Origin of the sequence: Stenotrophomonas sp., from assembly GCF_032103445.1 — a bacterium.
Taxonomy (GTDB): Bacteria; Pseudomonadota; Gammaproteobacteria; order Xanthomonadales; family Xanthomonadaceae; genus Stenotrophomonas.
Window position 1 is genome coordinate 65,014 of sequence record NZ_DAMDFR010000012.1, and the last position, 26,388, is coordinate 91,401.

A 26,388-nucleotide genomic window follows, 5' to 3' on the forward strand; every position below is an offset into this window, starting at 1 on the left:
TAGGACTCGCTAATAACTGAGTCAATAGCCAGTCCTAACTCAATGACAGTTAGCCTTGCCTAATGAATACACTCGCCGACCGCCTGACCACCGCCATCGCCCGCGCAGGGATCACTAAGGCCGAGCTCGCGCGGCGAGTCGGAATTAGCGCGCCCAGCATCAACGGATGGTTCAGCGGCAAGGCTAAGTACCTCCGAGGGGAGAACCTGCTCGCTGCAGCCAAGGCCCTAGACGTAGACGAAGGTTGGCTGGCTACCGGCAAGGGAGCAATGGTGCCGGCCGGGCGCGTGGACGATAGCCCGGCAGCTTTCGCAATCTCACCAATCTTAGAGACTGAGACCCCGCCCGGCTATGTTCGCTTCGAATTGTTCGAAGGGGGTGCGGGAATGGGGGTTGGGTTGGTGAATCAGGACTTCCCAGAGGTAGTCCGCACCATCGAGATCGCGGAATGGGAAGTGCGCAAGAAGCTCGGCTACCTGCCGGCACCTGGTCGTATCCAACTCATAACCGGACGCGGCCCGTCCATGCGCCCCAAGCTCGAAGACGGTGACATTGTCTGGATCGATGTCACCTGCGACTTCTTCGACGGCGACGACTACTACCTGATCAACATCGGCGGCGAGACGCAGATCAAAATGCTGCAGAAGCGCGGCGACGGCATGTACGTAGTCAGCATCAACCCTGACTTCCCAACCTATCGCGCTGATGAAGGCGAAGTGGCGATCCTGGGCAAGGCGCTGATGCACGCTGGCCTCCGCCGGTTCTAGCCCCACAGCCCCGATACAACATACAGCGCCAGCTTCTCTCAATAAAGATATTAGCCTCTCCTATTGACACGGAGATTAGCCACTCCTAATCTCTCCTCGTCGCCCCAGTAACCGCCCATCCGGGCCGGGGCACGGAGACTCATGGCTTATCTCACCATCAGCGCTGTTGGCGTTCCGGTGGCAGACGCCCGCCCGAGCAACGGCACCGTCGTAGTCCGAATCGGCACGCCTGGCGAAGGCCTGCTGTCCCTTTCCGCGCAGGAAGCCTTCGCGCTGGCGCGTGGGCTTATCTCTGCAGCCGTCTCGATCAACTCCTCGGAAGGCGCAACCGTCGCCGCAGCGGCTGACACCAGCGGAGGCGCGGTTGTCCTGTCCGTTGGCGGGGAAGCAATCCTTAAGCTGCCCGTCGAAACGTGGACCCAGCTCTCCATTGAGGGCTCCGACGCAGCCTTGGCTTTGCAAGGCGACACACTCAGGGCGCATTTGCGTTCACCGATGCTGCAGCTGGGCAATGCCGACCTGGTGGGGGCATGAACATGGCGCAGGCATTCGATGACAGCAGCCAGACGCATCTGCCCTACCCCAACACTTTCTGCCCGAACTTGGACGAGCTCGAGCGCCACATCATCCTGGTGTGGGGCGAGCTCTGCGCGGCGTCCATTGCCAAAAGCTCGTGGATGCAGGAGCTACTGACAGCACAACTGCACGACCTGGGGGTGCTCAGGTACCAGGCGCAACAGCGCGAAGGAAGTGCGCCATGAAGGCCCGCATGCGAACCGCGTGGGCAGTGCTGGCGCTTGTAGCCGCCGTCGTAGTCCCTCTCCGGATCACAGAGATCCATCAGGCGTACGAAGCCCGCCAAACCAAGGCGCTTGTCGCTTCCGTGCCGGCCAACAGGTGATTGCCATGCAGACCGCCCGCCCTACCCCGCCCGACATTCCGCTCTGCCGCCCCGGGCATCGGCCGCAGATCGTGACAACCACTGGCGCTCCCCTAGGGCACCAGCTCGGAGCACCGTGCCCGCCGCTGATTCACTTCGAGTGCCACCAGTGCCAGCTGGCCACTGTCCCAAGCGCTTCTCTCGCGATTGCCGAGCTGCGGTGGACCGACCCGAGCCTGCGGGATGAGCTCATTGCCATTTCCCACCTCGCTCGGGCTCGCGCAAGCGTCCTGGCACGGATGCCTTCTCAGAATGCTGCCTGACGTGGAGAACATTATGGCCGCAGAACTAAAGCCTATGGAACGCGCAGCGTTGATCGTTGCCCGTGGCTCCAGCAACAGCACCCTCAAGCGAACGCGCGGCGGATTCTGCTCCGCCAAACAGCCATCGCGCATCTTCAGCCGCCGCGTGATGAACTGGCTCTACGAGCGTGCGCTTCTTGATTTCGACGACCCGGACTGCCCCGGAAAAGCCACCCTCACTGCCCGAGGCGAAGCTGAGGCGGATGCATTGGTCGCACAGGGGCTGAGCAAGGCGGGCCTGGCATGAATCCGTCTGCACTGCCAATCGAGAAGACATTCGCCACCGGTTCCCACGGAACCACTCTGGTCCTGATGATCTGTGCAGGCTGGTTGTGGGCGGGGCTGTACGCGAGCCCGTATAGCAGCTCACCGGCGGAAGTTGCAGCGTCGGCCCGTCTCACTGCCAAGGTCGGTCGCAGAACGCTGAACGTGGGCGGCCACAACTTCGCCGTCTCGAACGCATCACTGCACACCATCCGCCGTTGGCTGGATAGGAACGGCGTGCGCGTGCGGGTTACACCGGACGCCACGGCGAGGAAGGCGGCATGACGCGCTGCACGTCGTCAGGGCTTACGCGGAAGCCCCTCAATATGTCGTTCGGCTGCGCTCACACCGAGCTGAAAGCCATCACCCTTGCTAGTGATCACGCTCACCTTCGGGGTGGAAACGGCATGCCCATCCACCTGGAGGGCGTAGTCAAAGAGCCCCTCGCCGATTTCGGTCACGGTAACAACGAACGTATGCCCATTGATGAGGCCACGGAGAGTTTTGCGCGAGGAATCCGCAGGCATCGAAAAGGCTGTCTGAATGGGCAGCCATACTTTACAGATGAATGCATTCAGCGGGAAGTCGCATCTGCACTACGTTGTTTGATGACGCCACCGGAGGTGCGGGGTTCGTCCTCAACGGCCGATGGCCCGCCTTGCCAGGGAGTCATCGGGGTCCAGTTGGCTGGCAATTTCTCTCGCGGCGTCCAAGGCCGCACATCGAGCAGCCTGATGGCTCGCGAAATCACCTTCCAAGTGGATCGTTTCAAGTTGCCTACCACCACCGCCACCTTCCCTAACGCGTTCAGCATAGGACGGATGGACCCGTGCACTTCAACGAAAACGAACTACGCGCCCGGGACGTACTTCTGCCAGAGCAACCCTGCTTTCTATCAAATCCCGCGCCAGCTGCTCGGCAGACTCCAATGCGGCTTGGCAGGAAGTCTCATCGGGCATGGGCCGCTCAGATCTTGCGATCCCCTCTACATCAACAGACAGCACGCGCCACTGATGAGCACCGCCGCGCCACAAGTGAACCGTGTATGCCCTCCCATCTACAGACAAGTCGACGCTGTGAAACGATTCTGGAGCAACTGCTACTGCCATCTTTCGCACTCCGACTGCACTCAATTCGATTCTGCTATGAGCGCATTGTGGCTGCAAGGCCGCAAGACCGCGTCAAGGCGCGATACCGGAATCCAGCAGCGTGTCAGCCCAGGCGCGCGCCTCGCGTGCGCCTTCGGTGATGGCTTGGATGATGCTTTCGAAAGGTCCGAACTCCTTAACTTGCGTTTTTCCCTCAGTTCCACCGGGCCACTTCAGAACCACGGTGGCCAGAAAGCCGCTAGCCACCGGATCAACGACCAGGTGCAATTCAACATCCCTATGCATCATGCGCATTTTGCGCATCCTCGGCTCAGCACGCAGCTTGAAGAGAGCAGTTGTGCAGTTGGCTGGTTGCCACTGCGCACCGCCAGGAAAATCGCCACCTCGCCAACACCATCTGCAACGTTCTCTCACGAACTGCAGCGTCCGCGCTTGCTAGCTGTCGATCTGCTCTACCGCGAAACCCACACCGATATCCAAGGCTTGCTGCAGGGTAGACGCATCCGGCAGGTCCGAGACTTCGATAGCTGGCCGTCCGTCGATCTCGATGGCGTGCACGAAAGCACGCTCTCCATTCGGCTGCCACGCTTCCACCGAGAAAGCGATGCCAAACAACGAGCAATCTATGTATTCCTTTTGTATGAAACGCCCGCCCATCCCACGAATCCCATAGGGCGCACACCCAGGATCGTGTTCCTCGCGCAGCATGCTGTCAATGCGGTGCAGCGGTGTCAGTATCCCTGCAGAACCGGCCAAATCTTAACCATTCAGCTTTGGATCGGGCGACTTCGCCCCGGCGGACGCAATGATGTCATTGGCAATAACCTCCCCTTGTTGAAGGGCCTCAAGGCAAGAGCCGGCATGGAAATCGATATGCCCGACAACTCCTACATTGTGGACCTGGACCTTCTGAAGCTTCCAACTCGTGTCGCTCTCTCGTACAAGCTCACACGTGTAGGAGTACCGACCAATGGAAAGCGTGACTCTTCGCAGACCCATACGTCGCTCCGCCGCTGCCTACCAGCGGAGTCTGCTCCCGGAAACGAAACTGCTCAAGAGGGTGTTCTTCCGATCCCAATCTGCCCACGGGCGGTGGATGGGTCAATCGGGTCTGAGCGCTTCTACAGGCCGCTCCTGCAACGCCGCTGCGACGATGCGCCGGTGGCGTCAAGGGTCACTGGTGATCGCGACACAAACGGCGTGCAATTGCCTGGCGCGCCGCATGACCAATTGTCAGGTGCTGGTCGCGCCACCTATCAGGGAGCTGACGTAGGAGCCTCCGAGCCGCTCGGCCTCTCCTTCGGCCTCAACCATGCTCTTGCTCCGTGCGGTCGCTTCAAGGGTTCGCACGTGCGTACTGTCCGACCGAAAAATATGCGCGACGCCCCGCCAATACCAACCGTAATGGACTGCCGATACAACTATTCCGTAGGAGTTCAATTCTGTCCTGAAGGGCATTCCACAGACTCAGTTTCTTTACCTTCGATAGTGCCAATACGTCGCCACACCGTCACTCACGCATTCTCACGCCCCTTGCTAGCTCGCCTCGCCGACTCGCAGTTTGGTGAGACGAGCAATCGCCCAACGCAGACCAGCATCGAGCGCATCCACCAAATTCTCGTGCTGCCCACACCGGGGCTGGTCAACCACGGGAAGTTCCCCAACTTCCACGTAACACACGACAGCTTTACCACCTTCCGGCTGGCAGGCTTCAACATAAATGTTGTGGCCGTAGCAAGTCGTTACCAGAGAATCAAACTTCAATTCTTGAGCCATATCACCCTCCCCCTTGCACCCAAGATCATCGAGGCAAACCGGCCTACGGTCAACAGGAAAGGAGGCCAGGCCAGATGTCAACTTTGGGTTGGCCCGGGCTGGCACCGGAGGCCGGGCAATTCCGCCACAGATTCGGCCGAAATCAGCAAAAAATTGCACGGCATTAGGACGTCCGGGGAAGCGGCACTATGCATCTGATGACCCCCCAACGGTGGCTGGAGACCTACTTTGACCAGACGAGCCAGCCAAGCATCCAGCAGCTGCACCGATGGCTGAGGGACGGGAAGATCCCTGGAAAGAAGGTGGGCGGGACGTGGTTCATTGACGCGCACGCCTGGCTGGCCGACGGCGACGAGCTCGTTGCCCGAGTATTGGAAGCAGGATAAGAAATGACACCACGAAAGCGTAGCGCTTGCCGCCAAGGGTGGCCCGACAACCTTTACCCGAACCGGGACGGCTTCAAGTACCGCCACCCGGTCACTCGCCGCGAGACGTTCATGGGCCGCGACAAGGCGAAGGCATTCGCTGCGGCGAAGAAGCTCAACGCCGTGCTGATTCCCGGCAACGACTTGGTCGGACGGGTAGTCGGCTCACGCGAGACCGTCGCCGATGCAATCGAGGTGTTCCGTCGCGACGACATCCCTGCTCGTGATTGGGCACCCAAGACCGCTGAGGTGTACGAAAGCGTCATCCGGCGCATTAATGCCGGGATAGGAAGCCGGCCGGTCGAGGAGGTCACGGTGAAGGATTGCGCGGAGTTCATTCGTGCAGTGACCGTGTCGGACCGCGCTAGGCAACAGTTCCGCCTGGTGCTGGGCTGGATTATGGCCTGCGCGGTACAGGAAGGCTGGATCGACTCCAATCCTGTGCTGGCAACTCGTAGGTTCCAGCATGAGCGCAAGCGAGCCCGTCTTACCAAAGAGATGTACGCCGCCGTCTGGGACAAGGCTGATCCTTGGCTGCGCCTGGCAATGGACATTTCGCTAGTCACCCTCCTCCGGCGCGACGACGTAGTGTCACTGAAGTTCACCGACATGCGTGATGGTGCGTTGTGGGTCATCCCGCAGAAGACCGAAGGAAGCAGCTTGGTGAAGCTGAAGATACGCATTGGGGATCAGCTGGGAGCCCTGCTGGCGCAGGCCCGCGATAGTGTCCTCTCGCCCTACATCATCCACCGGCTACCGGAGAAGGCAAGGCCCTCAAACATGCGGGCCTCCGCTCGCCAGCACCACACCCAGGTCATGCCAGAGCAACTTACTAGGGCGTTTCAAGACGCTAGAGAGGCGGCTGGAATCACCGGGGATAACCCTCCCAGCTTTCACGAGATTCGTAGCTTGGGCGGCGCGCTACTTACCGAGGCTGGCTGGCAGATCGAGCAGGTCCAGCGCCTTATGGGCCACACCTCTGCAAGCATGACGGAGCACTACCTGGAGGGGCACGATGCGCCATGGCACAGCGTGGAGCCAGGCGCTGTGCTGCTGCGATAGAGCGTCCGGAGGCAACTCCAAAATCGCGCCAATTAGGACGCGGCGCGATTACCGAGACCACTAAAGCGCTGTCAACCACACGGGTTCACCCCCGTTTTCACGGACACTTACGAGAAGGCCGATCCAGGCCATGAGGAGTGTTCATGTCAAAGCGTAGGAAGTTCAGTGCCGAGTTCAAGCGTGGCGCGGTTGAGCAGGCCAGCCAGCCCGGCGTCAGCTGCGCCCAGGTGGCCCGGGAGCTGGGGATTCGCGACACCCTGCTGACCCGCTGGAAGCGTGAGGCACGAGCCCGGGAGCTACCGCCTTCGGCGGCACCGGGACACCCAGGGATGAGGAACTGGCCCGCCTCAAGCGCGAGCTGGCGCGGGTAAAGAAGGAACGGGATTTTTTGCGAGAAGCGGCGACGTTCTTTGCAAAGGGATCATCCTGAGGTATCAAGTGATCGAACGTTGCCGCGATGAGTTTCCGATTCGTCTGATGTGCCGTTGCCTGAAGGTTTCGGTCAGCGGTTATTACGGGTGGAGCAAGCGTCCTGCCAGCGCCCGGCAGCTCGACAATGAGCGCCTGGTAGTACGAATGCGTGAGCTTCATGAGGACAGCCGGGGTACGCTCCGAGCTGGCCGCATGCGCGAAGACCTGGCTGAGGAGGGCGAGACTGCCAGCCTGAACCGGGTAGCACGCCTGATGGCGGCCGACGGCCTGCAGGGTTGGCCTCGGCGCAAACGCCGGGGGCAGCGTGGCAGTCCGGCCGTGACGCCACCGGGCGTGGTCAACCTGCTCGAACGCGATTTCGTCGCGCTGGAGCCGGAGACCAAGTGGGTGACAGATATCACCGAGATCAAAACCCAGCAGGGCAAGCTGTATCTGTGCATCGTGCTGGACCTTTACGACCAACGCGTTGTGGGGTGGTCAATGCACGATCGGCAGGACCGTCAGATGGTGGTCCGAGCGGTGCAGATGGCGGTGTGGCAGCGGCAAGGAAGTTGTGCGGTGATTCTGCATTCGGACCGTGGCAGCCAGTTCCGCAGCGGTGACTACCAGGGATATCTGGCCGCCAACAGCCTGATCTGCTCAATGAGCGTGGTGGGGCATTGCGGTGACAACGCAGCCTGCGAAGGCTTTTTCGGGCTGCTCAAGCGTGAGCGGATCTATCGAACGAGCTACTGCACACTGGATGCGGCACGAGCGGATGTGTTTGACTTCATCGAGCGACGCCACAACCCGAGGATGCGCAGAAGGGTCGCCAAGCAGGATCAGAAAGTTGCAGCTCTTTTAGAACCGTCCGTGATATCGGGGTAGAACCCCGGACGCTTGTACCTCGGTCGGAGTAAAGTTCTGCACTCCTTTCCAGATGATGGCCACCCTGGGCTTCAAAACGTCTTGGAAGCCATAGACGGGAGCGCAGCTGGCAGTCCTAGAGCTCCCCGATGTACTTCTATAGGGTGGTAATAGGGTGAGAATAGGGTGATAAAGAAAAAAGGCTCACGCATCCCTGCGTAAGCCTTTGATTTCTTTACCAGCATGGTCGGGACGGCCGGATTTGAACCGACGACCCTCTGCCCCCCAGGCAGATGCGCTACCAGGCTGCGCTACGCCCCGATGATGCTGGTGTTGTCCCCGCCTTGCAGCGGGCCGACGAGTATACCCGTTTTGTGAAGAAAATGGATCAGCGCCGCAGCAGCTGCAGCACTTCTTCCAGTTCCATGCGGGTCTGCTTGATGATCTGGTTGCTCAGCGCCGACTCTTCGCGGGCACCCGCCCCTTCCAGGCGCAGGCGCGCACCGCCGATGGTGTAGCCCTGTTCGTACAGCAGGCCGCGGATCTGCCGCACCATCAGCACGTCATGGCGCTGGTAGTAGCGACGGTTGCCGCGGCGCTTGGCCGGCTCCAGGCTGGGAAACTCGGTTTCCCAGTAGCGCAGCACGTGCGGTTTGACGTCGCACAGCTCGCTTACCTCACCAATGGTGAAGTAGCGCTTGGCCGGTATCGGCGGAAGTTCGCGGTTACTGCCCGGATCCAGCATATGCCTCCACCCGCTCCTTGAGCTTCTGGCCCGGACGGAAGGTGACCACCGTACGGGCGGAAATCGGAATCTCCTCCCCGGTTTTCGGGTTGCGGCCCGGGCGCTGGTTCTTGCGCCGCAGGTCGAAATTGCCGAAGCCGGAAAGCTTCACCTGACGTCCCTGTTCCAATGCTTCACGCAGCACATCGAAAAACGCGTCGACAAATTCCTTGGCCTCGCGCTTGTTCAGACCGACTTCGTCGAACAGCTTTTCGGCCATCTCCGCCTTGGTCAATGCCATTGCCTGCTACCCCCCATGCTTCCCGCTCATCCGCGGATCCGGGCGTGGTGTTCACGCTCCATGGCAGCCACCGCCTCGGTGACCACCGCGTCCACGTCGCGGTCCGTCAGAGTGCGCGACTTGTCCTGCAAAATCAAGCCCATAGCGAGACTCTTGAAACCGGGCTCGACGCCCTGCCCCACATAGCGGTCAAACAGGGTCACCTGACGCAGCATCGGGCCGGCGGCACGGCGCAGAGTGGCCTCCAGGTCGGCCCAGGCGGCCCCTTCCGGGACCAGGAAGGCCAGGTCGCGGCGCACCGAGGGGAACCGGGACAGCTCGCTGGCACGCGGCAGCTCACGGGCAGCCAGCGGGGCCAGGTCCAGCTCGAAGGCGTACACGTCGACGTCGATGTCCATGGCCTGGGCCAGGCGCGGGTGGATCTGGCCGATCCAGCCGATGGTCTGGCCGTCGCGCAGGACCTCGGCCGAGCGGACCGGGTGGCCGTACGGACGGGTCGAGGGCACGAAGGTCAGCACGGCACCGGAGGCGGCGGCCAGCGACTCCAGGTCGCCCTTGAGGTCATGGAAGTCGACCTTGCGGGTGGCCAGGCCCCACTGCTGGGGATCAGCCTCGCCGCACACGGCCACGGCCACGCGGGTGGTTTCGATGGGAGCCGGGCGGTCGTCGCCGGCCTGCGGGTGGAACACCCGGCCCAGTTCGAACAGGCGCACGCGGCCCTGCTGGCGGGCGGCATTGCGGCCCAGGGTGGCCACCAGGCCCGGCAGCAGCGCCGGACGCATCACCGCCAGCTCGGCCGAGAGCGGGTTGGCCAGGGCTACCACGTTCTGGTCCAGCTGCCAGCTGCCCAGCAGGGCGGCGTCGACGAAGGCGTAGTTGATGGTTTCCTGCAGGTCGCGGGCGACCAGCTGGCGACGCGTGCTGAGCTCGTCCAGGCGGGTTTCGCTGGGCATGGCCACGCGCGCGGCACCGCCGGGCAGCGTGGTCGGAATCTGCTCGTAGCCGTGAATGCGGGCCAGCTCTTCGATCAGGTCTTCTTCGATGGCAATGTCGAAACGGCGGCTCGGCGCGGTGACCTGCCAGCCTTCACCGGCGGCGGCCACGTCCATGCCCAGTGCGCGCAGGATGCGCTCGACGTTGGCATCGGCAATCTGGATGCCCAGCACACGCTGGATACGGGCGCGACGCAGGGTGATGACGGCGGCCACGGGCAGGTCGGCGGCGTTCACCGCTTCGGTGACCGGGGCCGGGGTTCCGCCGGCCAGGTCCAGCACCAGGCGGGTGGCGTACTCGATGGCGGTGCGCGGCAGCGCCGGGTCGACGCCACGTTCGAAGCGGTGGCCGGCGTCGGTGTGCAGGCCGAGCTTGCGGCCGCGGCCCATGATGGCGGCCGGGGCGAAGTGCGCGGCTTCCAGGAACACAGCGGTGGTGTCGTCGGTGACGCGGGTGTCCCAACCGCCCATCAGGCCGGCCAGACCGACCGGGCGGTCGGCGTCGGTGATGACCAGGAAGCTGTCATCCAGCGCGGCGTCGCGACCGTCCAGCAGCTTGAGCTGCTCGCCGGCACGCGAGCGGCGCACGCCGATGCTGCCCTGCAGGGTGCCGAGGTCGTAGGCATGCATGGGCTGGCCCAGTTCGAGCATCACATACTGGGTGATGTCGACCAGCAGCGACACCGGACGCACGCCGCTGCGGCGCAAGCGCTCGGCCATCCACAGCGGGGTGGCGGCGCGCGGATTGACGCCTTCGATCACGCGGCCCAGGTAGCGCGGCGCTTCGGCACCGGCGTTAAGCGCGATCTGCAGTTCGCGGTTGCCCACGGCAGCGACCGGCGCAGCATTGAACGGCACCACTTCGCTGGCGCACGCGGCGGCCACGTCGAAGGCGATGCCGCGCACGCTGAAGCAGTCGGCGCGGTTCGGGGTGAGCTTGATCTCGATGCTGGCGTCGGGCAGGCCGAGGTATTCGACCAGCGACTGGCCGACCGGCGCGTCACCGGGCAGTTCGAACAGGCCCGAGGCGTCGCTGTCCAGGCCCAGTTCCTTGGCCGAGCACAGCATGCCGTTGGAGTCGACGCCGCGCAGCTTGGCGGCCTTGATCAGGAAGTCACCGAACTTCGCGCCGATCATCGCCAGCGGAGCAACGAGCCCGGCGCGCGCATTCGGCGCGCCGCAGACGATCTGCAGGTGCTCGCCCTGCCCTGCATCGACCTGGCAGATCTGCAGGCGGTCGGCTTCGGGGTGGCGCTCAGCCGAGACGATGCGCGCCACGACCACGTGGTCGAGCTTCGCCCCGAGGTCGGTGACCTCTTCGACTTCCAGGCCGATGGCGGTCAGCACCGCGCTCAGTTCATCGCGCGAGACCGTGGTGGGAACGTGGCTGCGCAGCCAGTTTTCAGAGAATTTCATGGTTCACCTTGTAAGCCGGCGCATGCGCCGTTGGCTTTGATGGTCTTTGTCGCATTCCAGCCGGGCATGGCCCGGCTCTACGCAAACTGCTTGAGGAAACGCACGTCGTTCTCGAAGAACGCGCGCAGGTCATTCACGCCGTAGCGCAGCATGGCAAAACGCTCCACGCCCAGGCCGAAAGCGAAGCCGGTGTAGCGCTCCGGATCGATGCCGACGTTGCGCAGCACGTTCGGGTGGACCATGCCGCAGCCGAGCACTTCCAGCCAGCGGGTGCTGCCATCCGGCTGCTGCCAGGCGATGTCCACTTCCGCACCCGGCTCCACGAACGGGAAGTAGCTGGGGCGGAAACGCATTTCGAAATCGCGCTCGAAGAAAGCACGCACAAACTCGGACAAGGTGCCCTTGAGGTCGGCGAAGGTGGAATGTTCGTCCACCAGCAGCCCTTCGACCTGATGGAACATCGGCGAATGGGTCTGGTCGCTGTCGCTGCGGTAGACCTTGCCGGCGGCGATCATGCGCAGCGGCGGCGCGTGGTCGCCCATGTAGCGCACCTGCACACCGGAGGTATGCGTGCGCAGCAGGCGGCCGTCGCCGAAGTAGAAGGTGTCGTGCATGGCACGCGCCGGGTGGTGCGGCGGGAAGTTCAGCGCTTCGAAGTTGTGCCAGTCGTCTTCGATTTCCGGGCCTTCGCTCAGCTCATAGCCGAGGCGGCCGAAGATTTCGGTGATGCGCTCCAGAGTGCGGGTGACCGGGTGCAGGCCACCGCGGTCGCCACGACGGCCCGGCAGGGTGATGTCGATCGCTTCAGCGGCCAGACGCGCGTCAAGCGCGGCGTTGTCCAGCACGGCCTTGCGCTCGCCCAGCGCGGCACTGACGGCGTCACGGGCGAGGTTGATGGCTTCGCCAGCGGCCTTGCGCTGGTCCGCCGGCAGGCCACCGAGCTGCTTGAGCTGCGAGGTGATGCTGCCATTCTTGCCCAGCAGCGCCACGCGCAGGCCTTCCAGCGCGTCGGGACTCTGCGCGGCGGCCACGTCGGCCAGCGCCTGGGTGGTGAGGGATTGGATGTCACTCATGGATAAACGGGACCTCGCGTCGGTCGATCTTCGCGATGGACGCCGGGCCGACTCCCGTCGCCACAAAAAAGAATGGGGAAGGACTTGCGCCCTTCCCCATGCATTGCCTTACCCACAGCCGTTGCGCGTGAACGGCAACGGCAGGGGAATGGACTTATGCCGCCAGTGCGCCCTTGGCCTTTTCAGCCAGTGCCGCAAAACCGGCAGCGTCGTGCACGGCGATGTCAGCCAGAACCTTACGGTCCAGGGTGATGCCAGCCTTCAGCAGGCCGTTCATGAAGCGGCTGTAGCTCAGGCCGTTGATGCGGGCAGCCGCATTGATACGGGTGATCCACAGCGAACGGAAGTTGCGCTTCTTCTGCTTACGGCCGATGTAGGCGTACTGCTGTGCCTTGATGACGGCCTGCTTGGCAACGCGGAAGACCTTGCGGCGTGCGTTGTAGTAACCCTTGGCAAGGGTCAGGATTTTCTTGTGGCGGCGACGTGCCTGTACACCACGCTTTACTCGAGCCATGGTTCAGTCCTCAGAGGTAGGGAAGCATACGGGTCAAACGGCCTGCGTCTTCTGCGCGGACGTGGTTCGTCTGACGCAGGTTACGCTTCCGCTTGGTCGCTTTCTTGGTGAGGATGTGGCTGCGGTTGGCGTGGCCAGCCTTGAACTTGCCGGAGGCGGTCTTGCGGAAACGCTTGGCCGCCGCCCGGTTGGTCTTGATCTTGGGCATTGCTATGTCCTTGATGATGTTTTTTTACTGACCAGGGCGGTGGCTGTGCCACGCTTTCCGTCCGTGCCCTTGCCTGCTTTTAAGCCAGATTCCCCGATGGGAACCCGGCGGGTCCTTCACCCCGCAATACGGGGCCGCCCATTATGCACGACCCTGGGGAGGGATGCAAATGGTTGATTTGGGTGGGATTGGGGGCGTGCCGCCCCCGTTCATCCGGTTATTTCTTTTTCGGCGCGATCATCATGACCATCTGACGCCCTTCCAGGCGCGGACGGGACTCGATCACGATGTCCTCGCCCAGATCGGCTTCGATCCGGTTGGCCATTTCGCGACCCAGTTCCTGATGGCTCATTTCACGGCCACGGAAGCGGATGTTGACCTTGATCTTGTCACCTTCTTCCAGGAACCCGCGCATCTTGCGCAGCTTGATCTGGTAATCGCCTTCGTCGGTGACCGGTCGGAACTTCACTTCCTTGATTTCGACCTGCTTGGTCTTCTTCTTGGCCTCGTTGGCCTTCTTCTGCGCTTCGAACTTGAACTTGCCGAAGTCCATGATCTTGCAGACCGGCGGATCGGCCTGCGGCTGGATTTCGACCAGGTCCAGGCCTTCTTCTTCGGCCATGGACAGCGCTTCGTCGCGCGACAACACGCCCACCATCTCTCCGTCGCTGCCGATCACGCGGACGCGCGGCACTCGGATTTCCTGGTTACGGCGGTTCTGTTTGTTGTCAGGGGTACTGATATTGCAATCTCCCAGAGGAATCAAACCGGCCCTGGACACGGCGTCCATAGGGCCGGGACTTGTTTATACAGACTGTTCTGCCTGCAACCGCTCGATGAAGGCCTGGACGGACATGCTGCCCAGATCCTCGCCGGAGCGCGTACGCACGGCCACGGCGCCGTTTTCCTTCTCCCGGTCGCCCACCACCAGCAGGTACGGGACCCGCTGCAGCGTATGCTCGCGAATCTTATAGCCGATCTTCTCGTTGCGCAAATCGGCGTTCACGCGGAAGCCTTGATCCGCAAGGGTTTTCCTCACATCACTTACGTATTCAGCCTGAGCGTCGGTGATATTGGCCACCACCACCTGGGTCGGGGCCAGCCAGGCCGGGAACTGGCCGGCGTGGTGCTCGATCAGGATGCCGATGAAGCGCTCCATCGAGCCGACGATGGCCCGGTGCAGCATGACCGGGTGCTTTTTCTGGCTGTTTTCGTCCACGTACTCCGCGCCCAGGCGGCCCGGCATCATGAAGTCGACCTGCATGGTGCCCAGCTGCCAGGTACGGCCAATGGCGTCCTTCAGGTGGTACTCGATCTTCGGGCCGTAGAAGGCACCCTCGCCCGGCAGCTCCTGCCATTCCACGCCACAGCTGGCCAGCGCCGAGCGCAGCGCGCCTTCGGCCTTGTCCCAGGTGGCGTCGTCGCCCAGGCGCGATTCCGGGCGCAGCGCGATCTTGATCTGGATCTCGTCGAAGCCGAAGTGCTTGTACACCGCCAGTGCCTGCTGGTGGAACGCGGTCACTTCCGATTCGATCTGCGACTCGGTGCAGAACACGTGGCCGTCGTCCTGGGTGAAACCACGCACGCGCAGGATGCCGTGCAGCGCGCCGGACGGCTCGTTGCGGTGGCAGGAACCGAACTCACCGTAGCGGATCGGCAGGTCGCGGTAGCTGTGCAGGCCCTGGTTGAACACCTGGACGTGGCCTGGGCAGTTCATCGGCTTGACCGCGTAGGTGCGCTTCTCCGATTCGGTGAAGAACATGTTCTCCTTGTAGTTGTCCCAGTGGCCGGACTTCTGCCACAGCGACACGTCCAGGATCTGCGGGCAGCGCACTTCGCCGTAGCCGCTGTTGCGGTACACCTTGCGCATGTACTGCTCGACCACCTGCCACAGCGCCCAGCCCTTCGGGTGCCAGAACACCAGGCCCGGGGCCTCTTCCTGCAGGTGGAACAGGTCCTGCTGCTTGCCGATGCGGCGGTGGTCGCGCATTTCGGCTTCTTCGATGCGCTTGATGTAGGCCTCAAGCTGCTTCTTGTCGGCCCAGGCGGTGCCGTAGATGCGCTGCAGCTGCTCGTTCTGCGCGTCGCCGCGCCAGTAGGCACCGGAAATGCGGGTCAGCTTGAACGCCTTCAGGAAGCGCGTGTTGGGCACGTGCGGGCCGCGGCACATGTCCACGTATTCCTGGTGGTAGTACATGCCCATGGCCTGGATGTCGTCGGACATGTCCTCGATCAGGCGCAGCTTGTAGTCCTCGCCACGGGCCTTGAAGATCTCGATCACTTCCGCGCGCGGGGTCATCTTCTTGATGACGTCGTAGTCCTGCGCGATCAGCTCGCCCATGCGCGTTTCAATGGCGGCCATGTCGTCCGGGGTGAACGGACGCTCGGAGTAGATGTCGTAATAGAAGCCTTCGGCGATGACCGGGCCGATGACCATCTTCACATCCGGGTACAGCTGCTTGACCGCATGGCCGACCAGGTGGGCACAGGAGTGGCGGATGATCTCCACGCCCTCCTCGTCCTTGGCGGTGATGATGCGCAGGCTGGCATCGCGGTCGATGACGTCACTGGCATCGACCAGCACGCCATCGACGGAACCGGCGATGGTGGCCTTGGCCAGGCCGGCACCGATGGACTGGGCCACGTCCATGACGCTGACGGGGTGTTCGAATTCACGGCGGCTGCCGTCGGGAAGCGTGATCGCGATCATGTCTTTGGGATACGTAGATAAAAGAAAAGCGCCACGAAGGCGCCTGGGCAAGGGGCCGTCGGGGGACGTCAGCAGTGGGCGGTGGTAGTGCTCATGTCGCACGCTGGGCCGGCGCGTTGGCGCGGGCCACCTGGATTGCCTGGGTTGGAATGCGTTGATGGTAAACCAAACCGGGACTTCGCCGGTAGAGCCGGGCTTGCCCGGCTGAATACGCGCCTGTGGCAGATGAAAACGGCAATGATTACCATGCGCAGCTTACGCCCCGCCCCGCTTCCCACGAGTTGCCCCACATGAGCCTGCCCGAATGAGCGCCGATACCCTGGCCACGCTGTACTGCGTGCTGGCCGGCGGCGCGTCCGTGTTCTCCGCGCTGGCCTTCTACGCCGCTTCCCCGCACTGCCGCTGGCCGCGCCTGCGTCGCGCTGGCCGCCTGGGCCGGCAGATCGGCCTGGTCGCCTTTGCCACCTCGTTGTGGCTGTGGATGGGCCAGCTCGGGCTGGCCACCGGGCTGTGCGTGACCCTGGGTGGCTGGATGCTGACCGCGCTGGTGCTGCCCTATCTGGCGGCCTGGACGCGCCCGGACGCGGAGGCACGGCGCTGATGTGGGCACGTGCACTGGCCGGCCTGTTTGCCGGCTTCTTCGTCGCCGCGGCCGCGGCCGGCCTGGTCGCCTGGCTGCCGCCGGGCCCGTGGCAGAGCGCCATCGTGGCCAGCATGATCGCCTTCATTCCGTTCTGGATGCTGGCCGCGCTGTGGGCGTTTGCCTTCCGTACCGGTACGCGCGCCTGGGCCTGGCTCAGCATCAGCGCCGCCGGCGGTTTTGCTCTGCTGTGGCTGCTGCGCCACTTCCATTGGGTGCAGTGAGGCCCGACCGATGAAATTCAGCTCGCTCACCCTGCGCACCTTCACCACCCTGCACACCTGGGTCGGTCTTGTGGCTGGCTTCGCCCTGTTCGTGGCGTTCTATGCCGGGGCCATCACCGTGTTCCACCACGACCTGCCGTTATGGCAGTCGCCGCAGGGCATGTCGCAACCGGCACAAACGCTGGACGACGCGCAGCGTCTGCTGGATGGCGTGCTGGAAAAGCATCCCGACGCCCGCAAGCACATCGGCATGACCTTCCCCGGTGCGGAAACACCGCAATCGGTGGCGTACTGGCAGAACGCGCAGGGCACGTGGCTGTTCGCCTGGGCCGATCACGTCGATGGCAGCCCTACCCCGCCGCAGGCCGGGCTGGCCGAGTTGGTGAACGAACTGCACTACACGCTGGGGCTGCCGGTGGCCGGCATCTATCTGATGGGTGTGGTGAGCCTGCTGTACGGGCTGGCGCTGTTCTCGGGGCTGGTGATCCACCTGCCCAAGCTGCTGGGCGACCTGTTTGCGTTGCGACCCAGCCGCAACTTCAAGCAGATGTGGCAGGACGCACACAACGTGATCGGCGTGCTCAGCCTGCCGTTCCATCTGCTGTTCGCGGTGACCGGCGCCCTGCTCTGCCTGGTGTTCCTGCAGCTGGCGGCGCTGAATCCACTGATCTACGACGGCAAGTTGATGCAGGCGCTGCCGGCGGCGATGGACACCGCGCCGATCCGCGCGCCGGCCAACGAGGCGGTACGCCCCGGCAGCCTGGCGATGCTGCATGCACGTTCGATTGCGGTGGCCAATGAGATGGGCCAGGCCGAGTTCGAGCCCGCGTACCTGAAGCTGGCCAACGCCGGCGATGCCAACGCCACCATCGAGATCACCGGTGACGGCGGCAAGGCGCTGGGCCCGCTGGGCGCGGTGGCGATGGACGCCAACTCCGGCGAAGTGCTGCACACCCAGTTGCCGGGCCAGCGCGATGCCAATCACGCGACCCTGGCGGCCGCCTATGCGCTGCACTTTGGCGAGTTCGGCAATGGGTTGGTGCCGTGGCTGTACTTCGCACTGGGGCTGGGCGGCGCGTTCTTGTTCTACTCCGGCAACCTGCTGTGGATCGAGTCGCGGCGCAAGCGTCGCCAGCAGGTCCAGGGCCGCGCGCAGATCAACATGGCGCGGGCTACCGTGGGCGTGTGCATCGGCTTGTGCGTGGCGGTGTCGGCGGCGTTCGTGAGCGTGCAGGTACTGGAACACCTGGCTCCGGCCCAGGCCGAGGCCGGCATGCGCTGGACGTGCTTCCTGGTCTGGGGTGGTTGCGCGCTGTGGGCTGCACTGCGTGCGCCTGCCAAGGCCGCGGTGGAGCTGTTGTGGGCGGCTGCCATCGTGACCGCGTTGGTGCCGGTGGCGCATGGTGCGATGAGTGGGCTTTGGCTGTGGACCAGTGCGCAGCATGGCTACTGGCCGTTGTTCTGGGTGGATGGTGTCGCCGTGGCGATGGCGGTCGGGTTTGCGGCGATGGCGCGGGCGACGCGGCGACGTGCAGTGCTGGGGGATCCGAACAGCGTGTGGGCCATCGCGCGGTGACAGGCGACGACACGCATGGCGTGTCGCTACGCGGATGCCGGGGTGTGCGCGGATGATTGATCGCGCGCGATGTCGGGCCATGCGCCGATGAATGATCGTGCGCGATGCCAGGCCATGCGCCGATGAATGATCGTGCGCGATGCCGGGCCATGCGCCGATGAATGATCGTGCGCGATGCCGGGGCACCCGCGGATGATCGATCGCGCGCGATGATGGGGCGGTAGAGTCGGTCGATAGACGACTGCCGATAAAGGTGATCGGCGCATTGACGCATGGACCCTGTCGGGCACACCTCTCCGATCCCCGGTCATGCGTTCCCGGGCGTTGAATTCCTATCGGCAGTCGTCTATCGACCGACTCTACCGCCATCCATCCCGTGCGTTCCGTCCATTCCCGCCCGCACGGGCAGCGAAAGGCGCGCCTCCCTCAGCGATAGGGTGCTGCCATCGCCTTCAGCAGGCTGCCTTCGTCATCGTCGCCGGTCAGCTCCCAGGTAAACACGCCGCGCAGGTTCTGCGCCTTCGCGTAATCGGCGCGGATGCCGATCGAGGTTTCATCCTCGTAGCTGATGAACACCTTCTCAGCTGGGTTGTACAGCCACGGTGCCTGCGCCACGGGATGCCAGTGCCGCTGCCAGCCGGGCTTGCCGAGCAGGTCGGCGCGGATGCGCCGCCAGTCGCCGGCGTCGGCCGGGGCGCTGTAGGGCTGGTGCAGGCCGTTGCTGGCATTGGCGTTGAGTTTGAAACCACGCCCGTAGAACGGCACGCCCAGCACCAGCTTGTCGTCCGGCACGCCATGCTCGCGGTAGTAGCGTACCGCACCTTCCACGCTGTTCCAGCGACGCTGCGCCGGGTCCAGCGGATCTTCCGGGACCTCGCGCATGGGCGCGTTGAAGGTGGAGACCTTGGAGAAGCCGGTGCCCATGTCATAGGTCATCAGGTTGATGAAATCGAGCGCATGGCCGAGTTCTTTCAATTCGTAGCTCAGCGCCGGGTCATACGGGCCATCGGTCTGCACACGACCGGCCGGCAGTGCCGCAGTGAGCAGCCGGTGCGGGCCACCGAGCGCATCCAGCTGGCGACGGAATTCCTGCACCAGCAGGGTCATGTTGTGGCGGTCTTCGGGACGGTCGGCGATCTCCAGTGGGCCGCCGTAGACCGGGAATTCCCAGTCGATGTCGACGCCGTCGAAGCTGCCGGCGTGGTTTTTGAAGAACAGCTCCACGCAGGAGGCAACGAAGCGCTGGCGGCTCTCCTCGGTCAGCGCGGCGTCTGAGAAGCCGCCGGCGTTCCAGCCGCCGATGGAGATCATGCTGTTGAGGTTGGGATGTGCACGCTTGAGCGCTGCAAGCGCCTTGAAGTGCTCTGGTGCGTTGGCGTCCACCACGCATTTTCCATCTTCAATACGGGCGAAGGCGTAGAAGAGGTGGGTGAGCGTGTCTGCCGGGATGGTGGCGATCGGGTAGCGCTCGGCGGAGCCGCCGGGGTAGTAGGCACCGATCACTTTGGCTGCCGGCTTATCGGCTGCGTGTAGTTGGGTCGATGACAGCGCGAGGGTGAGGAACAGCAGAGCTGAAAGCGGCGATGCACGAAACATGGCGGGCTCCACGGAATGCGGAATGACGAAATACGGGATCGCGAAATGGGGAATCGCGAAATGCGGGATCATGAAATGCGAGGTAGGGTCGGTCGATAGACGACCGCCGTGAAGTGTTCAACGTCCGGTAACGCATGACCTTTGGACGGAACAGCGTCGCTTCGTTCCGTGGTCATGCGTTAAAGAACGGATCACCGTTATCGGCGGTCGTCTATCGACCGACCCTACCAGTTCCCAGCCGCCCGTCCAATGGCCCATGCGATGGCGGTCCAGCCGTCCGTCCAATGGCCGATGCGATGGCGGTCCATCGCCGCGACGTGCCCAAAAAGAAAAAACGGGCCGAAGCCCGTTTTTTCATTGCAGCAATGACGCCAGCCGATTATTCGGCCGAAGCGCCTTCGCCTTCTTCCACGGCCTTCATGGACAGGCGGATGCGGCCCTGCTTGTCCACTTCCAGCACCTTGACCTTGACCACATCGCCTTCCTTCAGCTTGTCGCCGACCTTCTCGACGCGCTCGCTGGAGATCTGCGAGACGTGGACCAGACCGTCCTTGCCCGGCAGGATGGTGACGAACGCACCGAAGTCCATGATCTTGGCGACCTTGCCTTCGTAGATGCGTCCCGGCTCGACGTCCGAGGTGATCTGCTCGATGCGCGACTTGGCAGCCTGCGCCGCGATCGCGTTGACCGAGGCGATGACGATGGTGCCGTCGTCCTGGATGTCGATCTGGGTGCCGGTTTCCTTGGTGATGGCCTGGATGGTGGAACCACCCTTGCCGATCACTTCGCGGATCTTGTCCGGGTGGATCTTGATGGTCAGCAGGCGCGGCGCGTAGTCCGACAGCTCGGCACGCGGGGCGGTCAGGCCGTGGGCCATTTCACCCAGGATGTGCAGACGGCCAGCCTTGGCCTGCTGCAGTGCCTGCTTCATGATTTCTTCGGTGATGCCTTCAATCTTGATGTCCATCTGCAGGGCGGAGATGCCCTCAGCGGTACCGGCCACCTTGAAGTCCATGTCGCCCAGGTGATCTTCGTCACCCAGGATGTCGGACAGGACGACGAAGCGATCGCCTTCCTTGACCAGACCCATGGCGATACCGGCAACCGGCGACTTCACCGGCACGCCGGCGTCCATCAGGGCCAGCGAGGAACCGCAGACCGAGGCCATCGACGAGGAGCCGTTGGATTCGGTGATTTCCGAGACCACGCGGATGGTGTACGGGAAGGCTTCCAGCGACGGCATCACAGCCAGCACGCCGCGCTTGGCCAGACGGCCGTGGCCGATTTCACGACGCTTCGGCGCGCCGAAGCGGCCGCACTCGCCCACCGAGAACGGAGGGAAGTTGTAGTGGAACAGGAAGTTTTCCTTGTACTCACCGGCAACGGCGTCGATGACCTGGCCGTCACGGGCGGTGCCCAGGGTGATGGCAACGATGGCCTGGGTTTCGCCACGGGTGAACAGCGAGGAACCGTGGGTACGCGGCAGCACGCCGGTCTTCACGGTGATCGGGCGGACGGTGTCCAGGGCGCGGCCGTCGATGCGGACCTTGGTGTCCAGCACCGAGTCACGCATGGTGCGGTATTCCAGCTCGCCGAATTCCTTGGCCAGCTCGGCACCGTTCCAGCCTTCAGCGGCCACGCGGCCGGCCAGCGATTCGGTGACGTCCTTCTTGATCGCGGCGATGGCGTCGCGGCGCTGCAGCTTGTCGCGGACCTGGAAGGCTTCGCCCAGACGCGGGCCGATGGCTTCCTTCAGCGCGCTGATCAGCACGTCGTTCTTCACCGGGGCGACCCAGGTCGACGGCTTGGTGCCGGCTTCCACGGTCAGCTCGTTGATGGCGTTGATGACCTTCTGCATTTCGCGGTGACCGAAGGTCACAGCGCCCAGCATCACTTCTTCGGACAGCAGCGCGGCTTCGGATTCGACCATCAGCACGGCGTTGGAGGTACCGGCCACGACCAGTTCCAGTTCCGAATCCTTCAGTTCGGTCACGGTCGGGTTGAGGATGTACTCACCGTTCTTGTAACCGACCTTGGCAGCGCCGATCGGGCCCATGAACGGGGTGCCGGCCAGCGACAGGGCGGCCGAGGCGCCGATCAGGGCGGCGATGTCGCCGTCCACGTCCGGGTTCAGCGACATCACCGTGGCGATGATCTGCACTTCGTTGCGGTAGTCTTCCGGGAACAGCGGACGGATCGGGCGGTCGATCAGACGCGAGATCAGGGTTTCCTTCTCGGTCGCGCGGCCTTCGCGCTTGAAGAAGCCACCCGGGATGCGGCCACCGGCGTAGAACTTTTCCTGATAATCAACGGTCAGCGGGAAGAAGTCCTGGCCTTCGCGCGCGCTCTTGGCGGCGACGGCAGTGACCAGCAGCACGGTGTCGTCCATCTTGACGATGACGGCACCACTGGCCTGACGGGCGATTTCGCCGGTTTCAAGCGTGACGGTGTGCTTGCCGTACTGGAAGGTTTTGGTGATTTTTGCCACGGGGGATTTCCTTGGATGATGCTGTCTGCGAATGGACCGCCGGCGACCCTTGCCGCCTGCGGGTGACCGGCTGTTCCGGTCCAGGCAATGTGATGCGGTACTACCAAAACAAAACCGCGGCGCATTCCTGCGCCGCGGTCGGGATTCTTGCTTAGCGACGCAGGCCGAGCTTTTCGATCAGGGCCTTGTAACGCTCGACGTCCTTCTTCTTCAGGTAGTCGAGCAGGCTGCGGCGGCGGTTGACCATCTGCAGCAGGCCGCGACGGCTGTGGTGATCCTTCTTGTGGGTCTTGAAGTGGCCGGTCAGCAGTTCAATGCGGGCGGTCAGCAGGGCGACCTGGACTTCCGGGGAACCGGTGTCGGCGGCGCTGCGCTTGTTGTCTTCAATAACCTTCTGGGTGTCGATCGACATGTCTTTTTCTCTTTAGATGCGTGGCCCGCAGAAACGCCGCAGTGGCGTACCGCGTGACTCGCCGTGAACGGAAAGATGAACCCGCAGATGCGGGCTGCCTTGAAAAGGCCGCGAAATTGTAACGGTCGGGGGGCTTCGGGACAAGCGCCGGGTGCGTCAGGTCACAGGTTGAAGCGTCGCTGCGGAGCCAGCAGACCGGCCTCATCGACCTGCCCCAGACCCTGGATCTGGCCCCCCGGCCCGTACACAGCCACCCCGCCCTGCGCCCAGTCGGTGTTGCGCAGGCGCTGGCCCATGCAGAAGCGATGCGCCTGTTCAGCATCCAGTTCGACGCGGGGGTAATGCGCCAGCCCTTCTGCCAGCGGCAGCAGCAGCGCGTCCATGGCCGCTTCGTCACCCTGCTCCACCAGCTGGCGCAGGGTGTCCAGCGTCACCATGGGCGCGTCGCGGAACGGGTCCACCCACAGCCGACGCAGGCCGGCGATATGCGCGCCGCAGCCCAGGGTTTCACCCAGGTCGCGGGCAATGCTGCGAATGTAGGTACCTGAACCGCAGGTCACGCGCAGGCGCAACCGCGTCGGCTGCTGGTCCAGCACCTCGATCGCATGCACCTCGACCTCGCGTTCCGGGGCCTCGATGGCCTCCCCGCGGCGGGCCTTCACATACAGCGGCTCGCCGCCCTGCTTGAGCGCGGAATAGATCGGAGCGCGTTGTCGTATACGACCCCTCAAGGGGGCCAGCGCCGCCTCCAGCTGCTCCGGCGAGATCGCCGGCACCGGGCGTTCACGCAGCACGCTGCCGTCCGAATCATCGGTGTCGGTGGTCTGACCGAGCACGATGTCGGCGTCATAGGCTTTGGCCGAGCCCAGCAGCAGGCCGGCGATCTTGGTCGCCTCGCCAAAGCACAGCGGCAGCAGGCCGGTGGCCAGCGGGTCGAGGCTGCCGGTATGGCCGCCCTTCTCGGCGCGGAACAGGCGGCGGGCCACCTGCAGCGCGGCGTTGGAGCTCATGCCGGTCGACTTGTCGAGCAGCAGAATGCCGTCCAGGCGGCGGAACGTGATTCGATTCATAGAATAGGTGCAATACAAAAACGCCGGGCGGTGCCCGGCGTGATATCAGTTTTCTTCGTCTTCCGCCTTGCGGCTCTTTTCCGCCGCAACGGTATCCGGCAGGTCGCGCAGCAGGTTGTCGATATGCTCGCCGCGATCCACCGAATCGTCGTAGTGGAAGTGCAGCTCGGGCACGTGACGCAGCTTCATCGCACGCGCCAGCTCCATGCGCAGACCCCAGGCGATTTCCTTCAGGCCCTTGACCGCTTCCGCCGAACGTTCCGGCATCAGCGCGGTGACGAAGACTTTGGCATGGGCCATGTCACGGGTGATTTCCACGTCCGAAACACTTACCGACGGCAGGCCGTGTTCGCGCACCGCGTTGTGCACGAGGGTTCCCAGTTCACGGCGGAGCTGGGCGGAAACACGGTCAGTTCGATGGAAGGTTTTGGGCACGGGGATCTCTTGATTCGATAGCAGGTAAAAGGGGCCCGACCGTTGGTCGGGCCCCGGGGCATTACAGGGTACGCGGCACTTCGATACGCTCGAAGCATTCGATCTGGTCGCCGGCCTTGACGTCGTTGTAGGCCTTCACGCCGATACCGCATTCGGTACCGTTGCGGACTTCCTCGACGTTCTCCTTGAAGCGACGCAGCGATTCCAGTTCGCCTTCGAACACCACCACGCTGTCGCGCAGGACGCGGATCGGCTTGCTGCGCTTGACCACGCCTTCGATGACCATACAGCCGGCCACCGCACCGAACTTCGAGCTGCGGAACACGTCGCGGACCTGGGCGATACCGATGATCTCTTCGCGGATTTCCACGCCGAGCAGACCGGAGGCCACCTGCTTCACCTGATCGATCACGTCATAGATGATCGAGAAGTAACGCAGGTCCACGCCATTGGCTTCGATGATGCGACGCGCCGAGGCGTCGGCACGCACGTTGAAGCCGATCACGGTGGCCTTGGAAGCCACGGCGGAATTGGCGTCGGACTCGGTGATGCCGCCCACGCCGGAGTGGATCACGTTGATGCGGATGTCTTCGTTGGACAGCGCGACCAGTGCCTGGCTCAGGGCCTGCACCGAACCCTGCACGTCGGCCTTGATCACCAGGTTCAGCACCTGCTGGCCATTGCCCTTGCCCAGGGTTGCCATGATGTCTTCCATGCGGCTGCCGGCAGACTGGACCATGCGCGATTCACGGCGCTTGGTATCGCGCTGCTGCGCGACGTCCTTGGCGAGGCGCTCGTCGTCGACGACCACGAAGTCATCGCCGGCATCCGGCACGCCGGACAGACCCAGCACCTGCACCGGAATCGACGGGCCGGCGCTGTCAGGCTGCTTGCCGGTTTCGTCGAACAGCGCACGCACGCGGCCGTACTGGATGCCGCACACCAGGTAGTCGCCCTTCTTGAGCTGACCCTGCTGCACCAGCACGGTGGCGATCGGGCCACGGCCCTTGTCCAGCGAGGATTCGATGACCACGCCGCTGGCGCGGCCTTCGGACACGGCCTTCAGTTCCAGCAGTTCGGCCTGGATCGAAATCGCGTCAAGCAGATTGTCGATGCCGGTGCCGGCCTTGGCGGAGATTTCCACCATCTGGATGTCACCACCGAAGTCTTCGGCCACGACCTGCTCACCGAGCAGTTCGTTCTTCACCCGCATCGGGTCGGCACCGGACTTGTCGATCTTGTTGATCGCCACGATCAGCGGCACACCGGCCGAACGCGCGTGCTGGATGGCTTCCTTGGTCTGCGGCATGACGCCGTCGTCGGCGGCCACGACCAGCACCACGATGTCGGTCAGCTTGGCACCGCGGGCACGCATCGAGGTGAACGCGGCGTGGCCCGGGGTATCCAGGAAGCTGATCACGCCCTTCGGCGTTTCAACGTGGTACGCACCGATGTGCTGGGTGATGCCACCGGCTTCGCCACCGGCGACCTTGGTGCGGCGGATGTAATCCAGCAGCGAGGTCTTGCCGTGATCGACGTGGCCCATGATGGTGACCACCGGCGGACGCTGCACGGCTTCGCCCTGCGCGCTGTCGGTCGCCGCCAGCAGTGCGTCTTCGGCATCGTTGCTGTCGGCACGCACGGCCTTGTGGCCGAGTTCTTCGGTCACCAGGGCGGCGGTGTCGTGATCAATGGTCTGGGTGATGGTGGCCATCACGCCCATCTTGAACAGCGCCTTCACCACTTCGCCGCCCTTCAGGGCCAGCTTCTGGGCCAGATCGGCCACGGTGATGGTTTCGCCGATGGCGACTTCACGCACGACCGGTGCGGTCGGACGCTCGAAGCCATGGCTGCCCGAGCCGCCACGCGACTGCTCGTTGCCACGACGGCCCTGCTGGCCACGCGCCGCCGGACGGCCACGCGAGTTGCTGTTGTTGCCACGGCGGGCACGATCGGCGGCCGACAGGTGCAGCTGGCCGGCGAAACGGTTGCCACCGTCGTCGTCGCGCTTGTTGCCGCCACGGTCATTGCCACCACGGTCGTTGCCGCGGCTGCCACGGTCGTCACTGCGCGGTGCCGGACGCGA

At 63.7% G+C, this 26,388-nt stretch carries 24 protein-coding genes, 1 tRNA gene and 1 pseudogene; 11 read left to right on the plus strand and 15 right to left on the minus strand.

Annotated features, from left to right (window positions below; genetic code table 11):
- Window positions 1-62: 62 nt before the first annotated feature.
- The 8 genes and pseudogenes from RT551_RS06885 (at window position 63) to RT551_RS06920 (ending at window position 7,944) form a co-directional block, all read left to right on the plus strand.
- Window positions 63-767 (plus strand): helix-turn-helix transcriptional regulator, encoded by a 705-nt coding sequence (locus tag RT551_RS06885; protein ID WP_313456818.1) that lies wholly within the window; start codon window positions 63-65, stop codon window positions 765-767.
- A 141-nt stretch (window positions 768-908) separates the two neighbouring features.
- Complete coding sequence (locus RT551_RS06890; RefSeq protein ID WP_313456820.1) at window positions 909-1,301, plus strand: hypothetical protein; 393 nt, start codon at window positions 909-911, stop codon at window positions 1,299-1,301.
- Entirely contained in the window at window positions 1,298-1,528 is a 231-nt protein-coding gene (locus RT551_RS06895; RefSeq protein ID WP_313456823.1) for a hypothetical protein, read from the plus strand. The genes RT551_RS06890 and RT551_RS06895 overlap by 4 nt, the downstream gene beginning before the upstream one ends.
- A 431-nt stretch (window positions 1,529-1,959) precedes the next feature.
- Window positions 1,960-2,256, plus strand: coding sequence for a hypothetical protein (locus RT551_RS06900; protein WP_313456825.1), 297 nt, complete (start codon window positions 1,960-1,962; stop codon window positions 2,254-2,256).
- Entirely contained in the window at window positions 2,253-2,558 is a 306-nt protein-coding gene (locus tag RT551_RS06905) for a hypothetical protein (RefSeq protein ID WP_282296223.1), read from the plus strand. Before RT551_RS06900 ends, RT551_RS06905 begins: the two co-directional genes overlap by 4 nt.
- A 122-nt stretch (window positions 2,559-2,680) precedes the next feature.
- Window positions 2,681-5,356 carry a hypothetical protein gene (locus tag RT551_RS06910; protein WP_313456826.1) on the plus strand — a complete coding sequence of 892 codons (2,676 nt, stop codon included), beginning with the start codon at window positions 2,681-2,683 and terminating at the stop codon, window positions 5,354-5,356.
- 191 nt (window positions 5,357-5,547) lie between these two features.
- Entirely contained in the window at window positions 5,548-6,645 is a 1,098-nt protein-coding gene (locus RT551_RS06915) for a tyrosine-type recombinase/integrase (protein ID WP_313456827.1), read from the plus strand.
- A 143-nt stretch (window positions 6,646-6,788) separates the two neighbouring features.
- A pseudogene (locus RT551_RS06920) lies at window positions 6,789-7,944 on the plus strand (IS3 family transposase).
- A gap of 223 nt (window positions 7,945-8,167) precedes the next feature.
- Here the strand turns inward: RT551_RS06920 and RT551_RS06925 are convergent.
- The 9 genes from RT551_RS06925 to thrS form a co-directional block, all read right to left on the minus strand.
- A tRNA-Pro gene (locus tag RT551_RS06925) sits at window positions 8,168-8,244 on the minus strand.
- Between the two features lie 67 nt (window positions 8,245-8,311).
- The gene (locus RT551_RS06930; protein WP_125361692.1) at window positions 8,312-8,668 is read right to left on the minus strand and encodes a MerR family transcriptional regulator; all 357 of its coding nucleotides are present in this window, start codon (window positions 8,666-8,668) and stop codon (window positions 8,312-8,314) included.
- Window positions 8,649-8,948, minus strand: a complete 300-nt coding sequence (locus tag RT551_RS06935; protein ID WP_005410432.1) for an integration host factor subunit alpha — start codon at window positions 8,946-8,948, stop codon at window positions 8,649-8,651. The genes RT551_RS06930 and RT551_RS06935 overlap by 20 nt, the downstream gene beginning before the upstream one ends.
- A gap of 26 nt (window positions 8,949-8,974) precedes the next feature.
- Window positions 8,975-11,356, minus strand: a complete 2,382-nt coding sequence (gene pheT / locus RT551_RS06940) for a phenylalanine--tRNA ligase subunit beta (RefSeq protein ID WP_313456829.1) — start codon at window positions 11,354-11,356, stop codon at window positions 8,975-8,977.
- A 77-nt stretch (window positions 11,357-11,433) separates the two neighbouring features.
- Window positions 11,434-12,429 carry a phenylalanine--tRNA ligase subunit alpha gene (gene pheS / locus RT551_RS06945; RefSeq protein WP_313456831.1) on the minus strand — a complete coding sequence of 332 codons (996 nt, stop codon included), beginning with the start codon at window positions 12,427-12,429 and terminating at the stop codon, window positions 11,434-11,436.
- A 154-nt stretch (window positions 12,430-12,583) separates the two neighbouring features.
- Complete coding sequence (gene rplT, locus RT551_RS06950; protein ID WP_003484828.1) at window positions 12,584-12,943, minus strand: 50S ribosomal protein L20; 360 nt, start codon at window positions 12,941-12,943, stop codon at window positions 12,584-12,586.
- 10 nt (window positions 12,944-12,953) lie between these two features.
- Window positions 12,954-13,151 carry a 50S ribosomal protein L35 gene (gene rpmI / locus RT551_RS06955; protein WP_024868243.1) on the minus strand — a complete coding sequence of 66 codons (198 nt, stop codon included), beginning with the start codon at window positions 13,149-13,151 and terminating at the stop codon, window positions 12,954-12,956.
- A 217-nt stretch (window positions 13,152-13,368) separates the two neighbouring features.
- On the minus strand, window positions 13,369-13,908 hold the full coding sequence (gene infC, locus RT551_RS06960) for a translation initiation factor IF-3 (protein ID WP_282296230.1): 540 nt from the start codon (window positions 13,906-13,908) through the stop codon (window positions 13,369-13,371).
- 48 nt (window positions 13,909-13,956) lie between these two features.
- The gene (gene thrS, locus RT551_RS06965; RefSeq protein WP_313456835.1) at window positions 13,957-15,861 is read right to left on the minus strand and encodes a threonine--tRNA ligase; all 1,905 of its coding nucleotides are present in this window, start codon (window positions 15,859-15,861) and stop codon (window positions 13,957-13,959) included.
- A 304-nt stretch (window positions 15,862-16,165) separates the two neighbouring features.
- On the opposite strand from thrS, the gene RT551_RS06970 reads away from it, so the two are divergent.
- The 3 genes from RT551_RS06970 to RT551_RS06980 are packed head-to-tail and all read left to right on the plus strand — an operon-like array spanning window position 16,166 to window position 18,301.
- A complete protein-coding gene (locus RT551_RS06970; RefSeq protein ID WP_313456837.1) occupies window positions 16,166-16,462 on the plus strand; it encodes a hypothetical protein in 297 nt (98 codons plus the stop codon).
- Window positions 16,462-16,725, plus strand: a complete 264-nt coding sequence (locus tag RT551_RS06975; protein WP_313456839.1) for a hypothetical protein — start codon at window positions 16,462-16,464, stop codon at window positions 16,723-16,725. The genes RT551_RS06970 and RT551_RS06975 overlap by 1 nt, the downstream gene beginning before the upstream one ends.
- A 10-nt stretch (window positions 16,726-16,735) precedes the next feature.
- Window positions 16,736-18,301, plus strand: a complete 1,566-nt coding sequence (locus RT551_RS06980) for a PepSY-associated TM helix domain-containing protein (protein WP_313456841.1) — start codon at window positions 16,736-16,738, stop codon at window positions 18,299-18,301.
- Window positions 18,302-18,727: 426 nt separating this feature from the next.
- On the opposite strand, the gene RT551_RS06985 is transcribed toward RT551_RS06980, so the two are convergent.
- The 6 genes from RT551_RS06985 to infB form a co-directional block, all read right to left on the minus strand.
- On the minus strand, window positions 18,728-19,897 hold the full coding sequence (locus RT551_RS06985; RefSeq protein WP_313456843.1) for a glycoside hydrolase family 18 protein: 1,170 nt from the start codon (window positions 19,895-19,897) through the stop codon (window positions 18,728-18,730).
- A gap of 379 nt (window positions 19,898-20,276) precedes the next feature.
- The gene (gene pnp, locus RT551_RS06990; protein ID WP_282295073.1) at window positions 20,277-22,385 is read right to left on the minus strand and encodes a polyribonucleotide nucleotidyltransferase; all 2,109 of its coding nucleotides are present in this window, start codon (window positions 22,383-22,385) and stop codon (window positions 20,277-20,279) included.
- Between the two features lie 151 nt (window positions 22,386-22,536).
- Window positions 22,537-22,797: a 30S ribosomal protein S15 gene (rpsO, locus tag RT551_RS06995; protein ID WP_005417886.1), complete on the minus strand. Its 261-nt coding sequence runs from the start codon at window positions 22,795-22,797 to the stop codon at window positions 22,537-22,539.
- Window positions 22,798-22,958: 161 nt separating this feature from the next.
- Window positions 22,959-23,867, minus strand: coding sequence for a tRNA pseudouridine(55) synthase TruB (truB, locus tag RT551_RS07000; RefSeq protein WP_313456844.1), 909 nt, complete (start codon window positions 23,865-23,867; stop codon window positions 22,959-22,961).
- Window positions 23,868-23,912: 45 nt separating this feature from the next.
- Window positions 23,913-24,302, minus strand: coding sequence for a 30S ribosome-binding factor RbfA (rbfA, locus tag RT551_RS07005; RefSeq protein WP_282295075.1), 390 nt, complete (start codon window positions 24,300-24,302; stop codon window positions 23,913-23,915).
- 61 nt (window positions 24,303-24,363) lie between these two features.
- The coding region (infB, locus tag RT551_RS07010) for a translation initiation factor IF-2 (protein WP_313456847.1) at window positions 24,364-26,388 on the minus strand (2,025 nt) is incomplete at its 5' end.

What these genes read in the sequence shown, in the direction of transcription:
- RT551_RS06885 (WP_313456818.1), top strand. Translation starts at nt 63, where the DNA reads ATGAATACACTCGCCGACCGCCTGACCACCGCCATCGCCCGCGCAGGG.
- RT551_RS06890 (WP_313456820.1), top strand. Translation starts at nt 909, where the DNA reads ATGGCTTATCTCACCATCAGCGCTGTTGGCGTTCCGGTGGCAGACGCC.
- RT551_RS06895 (WP_313456823.1), top strand. Translation starts at nt 1,298, where the DNA reads ATGAACATGGCGCAGGCATTCGATGACAGCAGCCAGACGCATCTGCCC.
- RT551_RS06900 (WP_313456825.1), top strand. Translation starts at nt 1,960, where the DNA reads ATGCTGCCTGACGTGGAGAACATTATGGCCGCAGAACTAAAGCCTATG.
- RT551_RS06905 (WP_282296223.1), top strand. Translation starts at nt 2,253, where the DNA reads ATGAATCCGTCTGCACTGCCAATCGAGAAGACATTCGCCACCGGTTCC.
- RT551_RS06910 (WP_313456826.1), top strand. Translation starts at nt 2,681, where the DNA reads ATGCCCATCCACCTGGAGGGCGTAGTCAAAGAGCCCCTCGCCGATTTC.
- RT551_RS06915 (WP_313456827.1), top strand. Translation starts at nt 5,548, where the DNA reads ATGACACCACGAAAGCGTAGCGCTTGCCGCCAAGGGTGGCCCGACAAC.
- RT551_RS06930 (WP_125361692.1), bottom strand. Translation starts at nt 8,668, where the DNA reads ATGCTGGATCCGGGCAGTAACCGCGAACTTCCGCCGATACCGGCCAAG.
- RT551_RS06935 (WP_005410432.1), bottom strand. Translation starts at nt 8,948, where the DNA reads ATGGCATTGACCAAGGCGGAGATGGCCGAAAAGCTGTTCGACGAAGTC.
- pheT (WP_313456829.1), bottom strand. Translation starts at nt 11,356, where the DNA reads ATGAAATTCTCTGAAAACTGGCTGCGCAGCCACGTTCCCACCACGGTC.
- pheS (WP_313456831.1), bottom strand. Translation starts at nt 12,429, where the DNA reads ATGAGTGACATCCAATCCCTCACCACCCAGGCGCTGGCCGACGTGGCC.
- rplT (WP_003484828.1), bottom strand. Translation starts at nt 12,943, where the DNA reads ATGGCTCGAGTAAAGCGTGGTGTACAGGCACGTCGCCGCCACAAGAAA.
- rpmI (WP_024868243.1), bottom strand. Translation starts at nt 13,151, where the DNA reads ATGCCCAAGATCAAGACCAACCGGGCGGCGGCCAAGCGTTTCCGCAAG.
- thrS (WP_313456835.1), bottom strand. Translation starts at nt 15,861, where the DNA reads ATGATCGCGATCACGCTTCCCGACGGCAGCCGCCGTGAATTCGAACAC.
- RT551_RS06970 (WP_313456837.1), top strand. Translation starts at nt 16,166, where the DNA reads ATGAGCGCCGATACCCTGGCCACGCTGTACTGCGTGCTGGCCGGCGGC.
- RT551_RS06975 (WP_313456839.1), top strand. Translation starts at nt 16,462, where the DNA reads ATGTGGGCACGTGCACTGGCCGGCCTGTTTGCCGGCTTCTTCGTCGCC.
- RT551_RS06980 (WP_313456841.1), top strand. Translation starts at nt 16,736, where the DNA reads ATGAAATTCAGCTCGCTCACCCTGCGCACCTTCACCACCCTGCACACC.
- RT551_RS06985 (WP_313456843.1), bottom strand. Translation starts at nt 19,897, where the DNA reads ATGTTTCGTGCATCGCCGCTTTCAGCTCTGCTGTTCCTCACCCTCGCG.
- rpsO (WP_005417886.1), bottom strand. Translation starts at nt 22,797, where the DNA reads ATGTCGATCGACACCCAGAAGGTTATTGAAGACAACAAGCGCAGCGCC.
- truB (WP_313456844.1), bottom strand. Translation starts at nt 23,867, where the DNA reads ATGAATCGAATCACGTTCCGCCGCCTGGACGGCATTCTGCTGCTCGAC.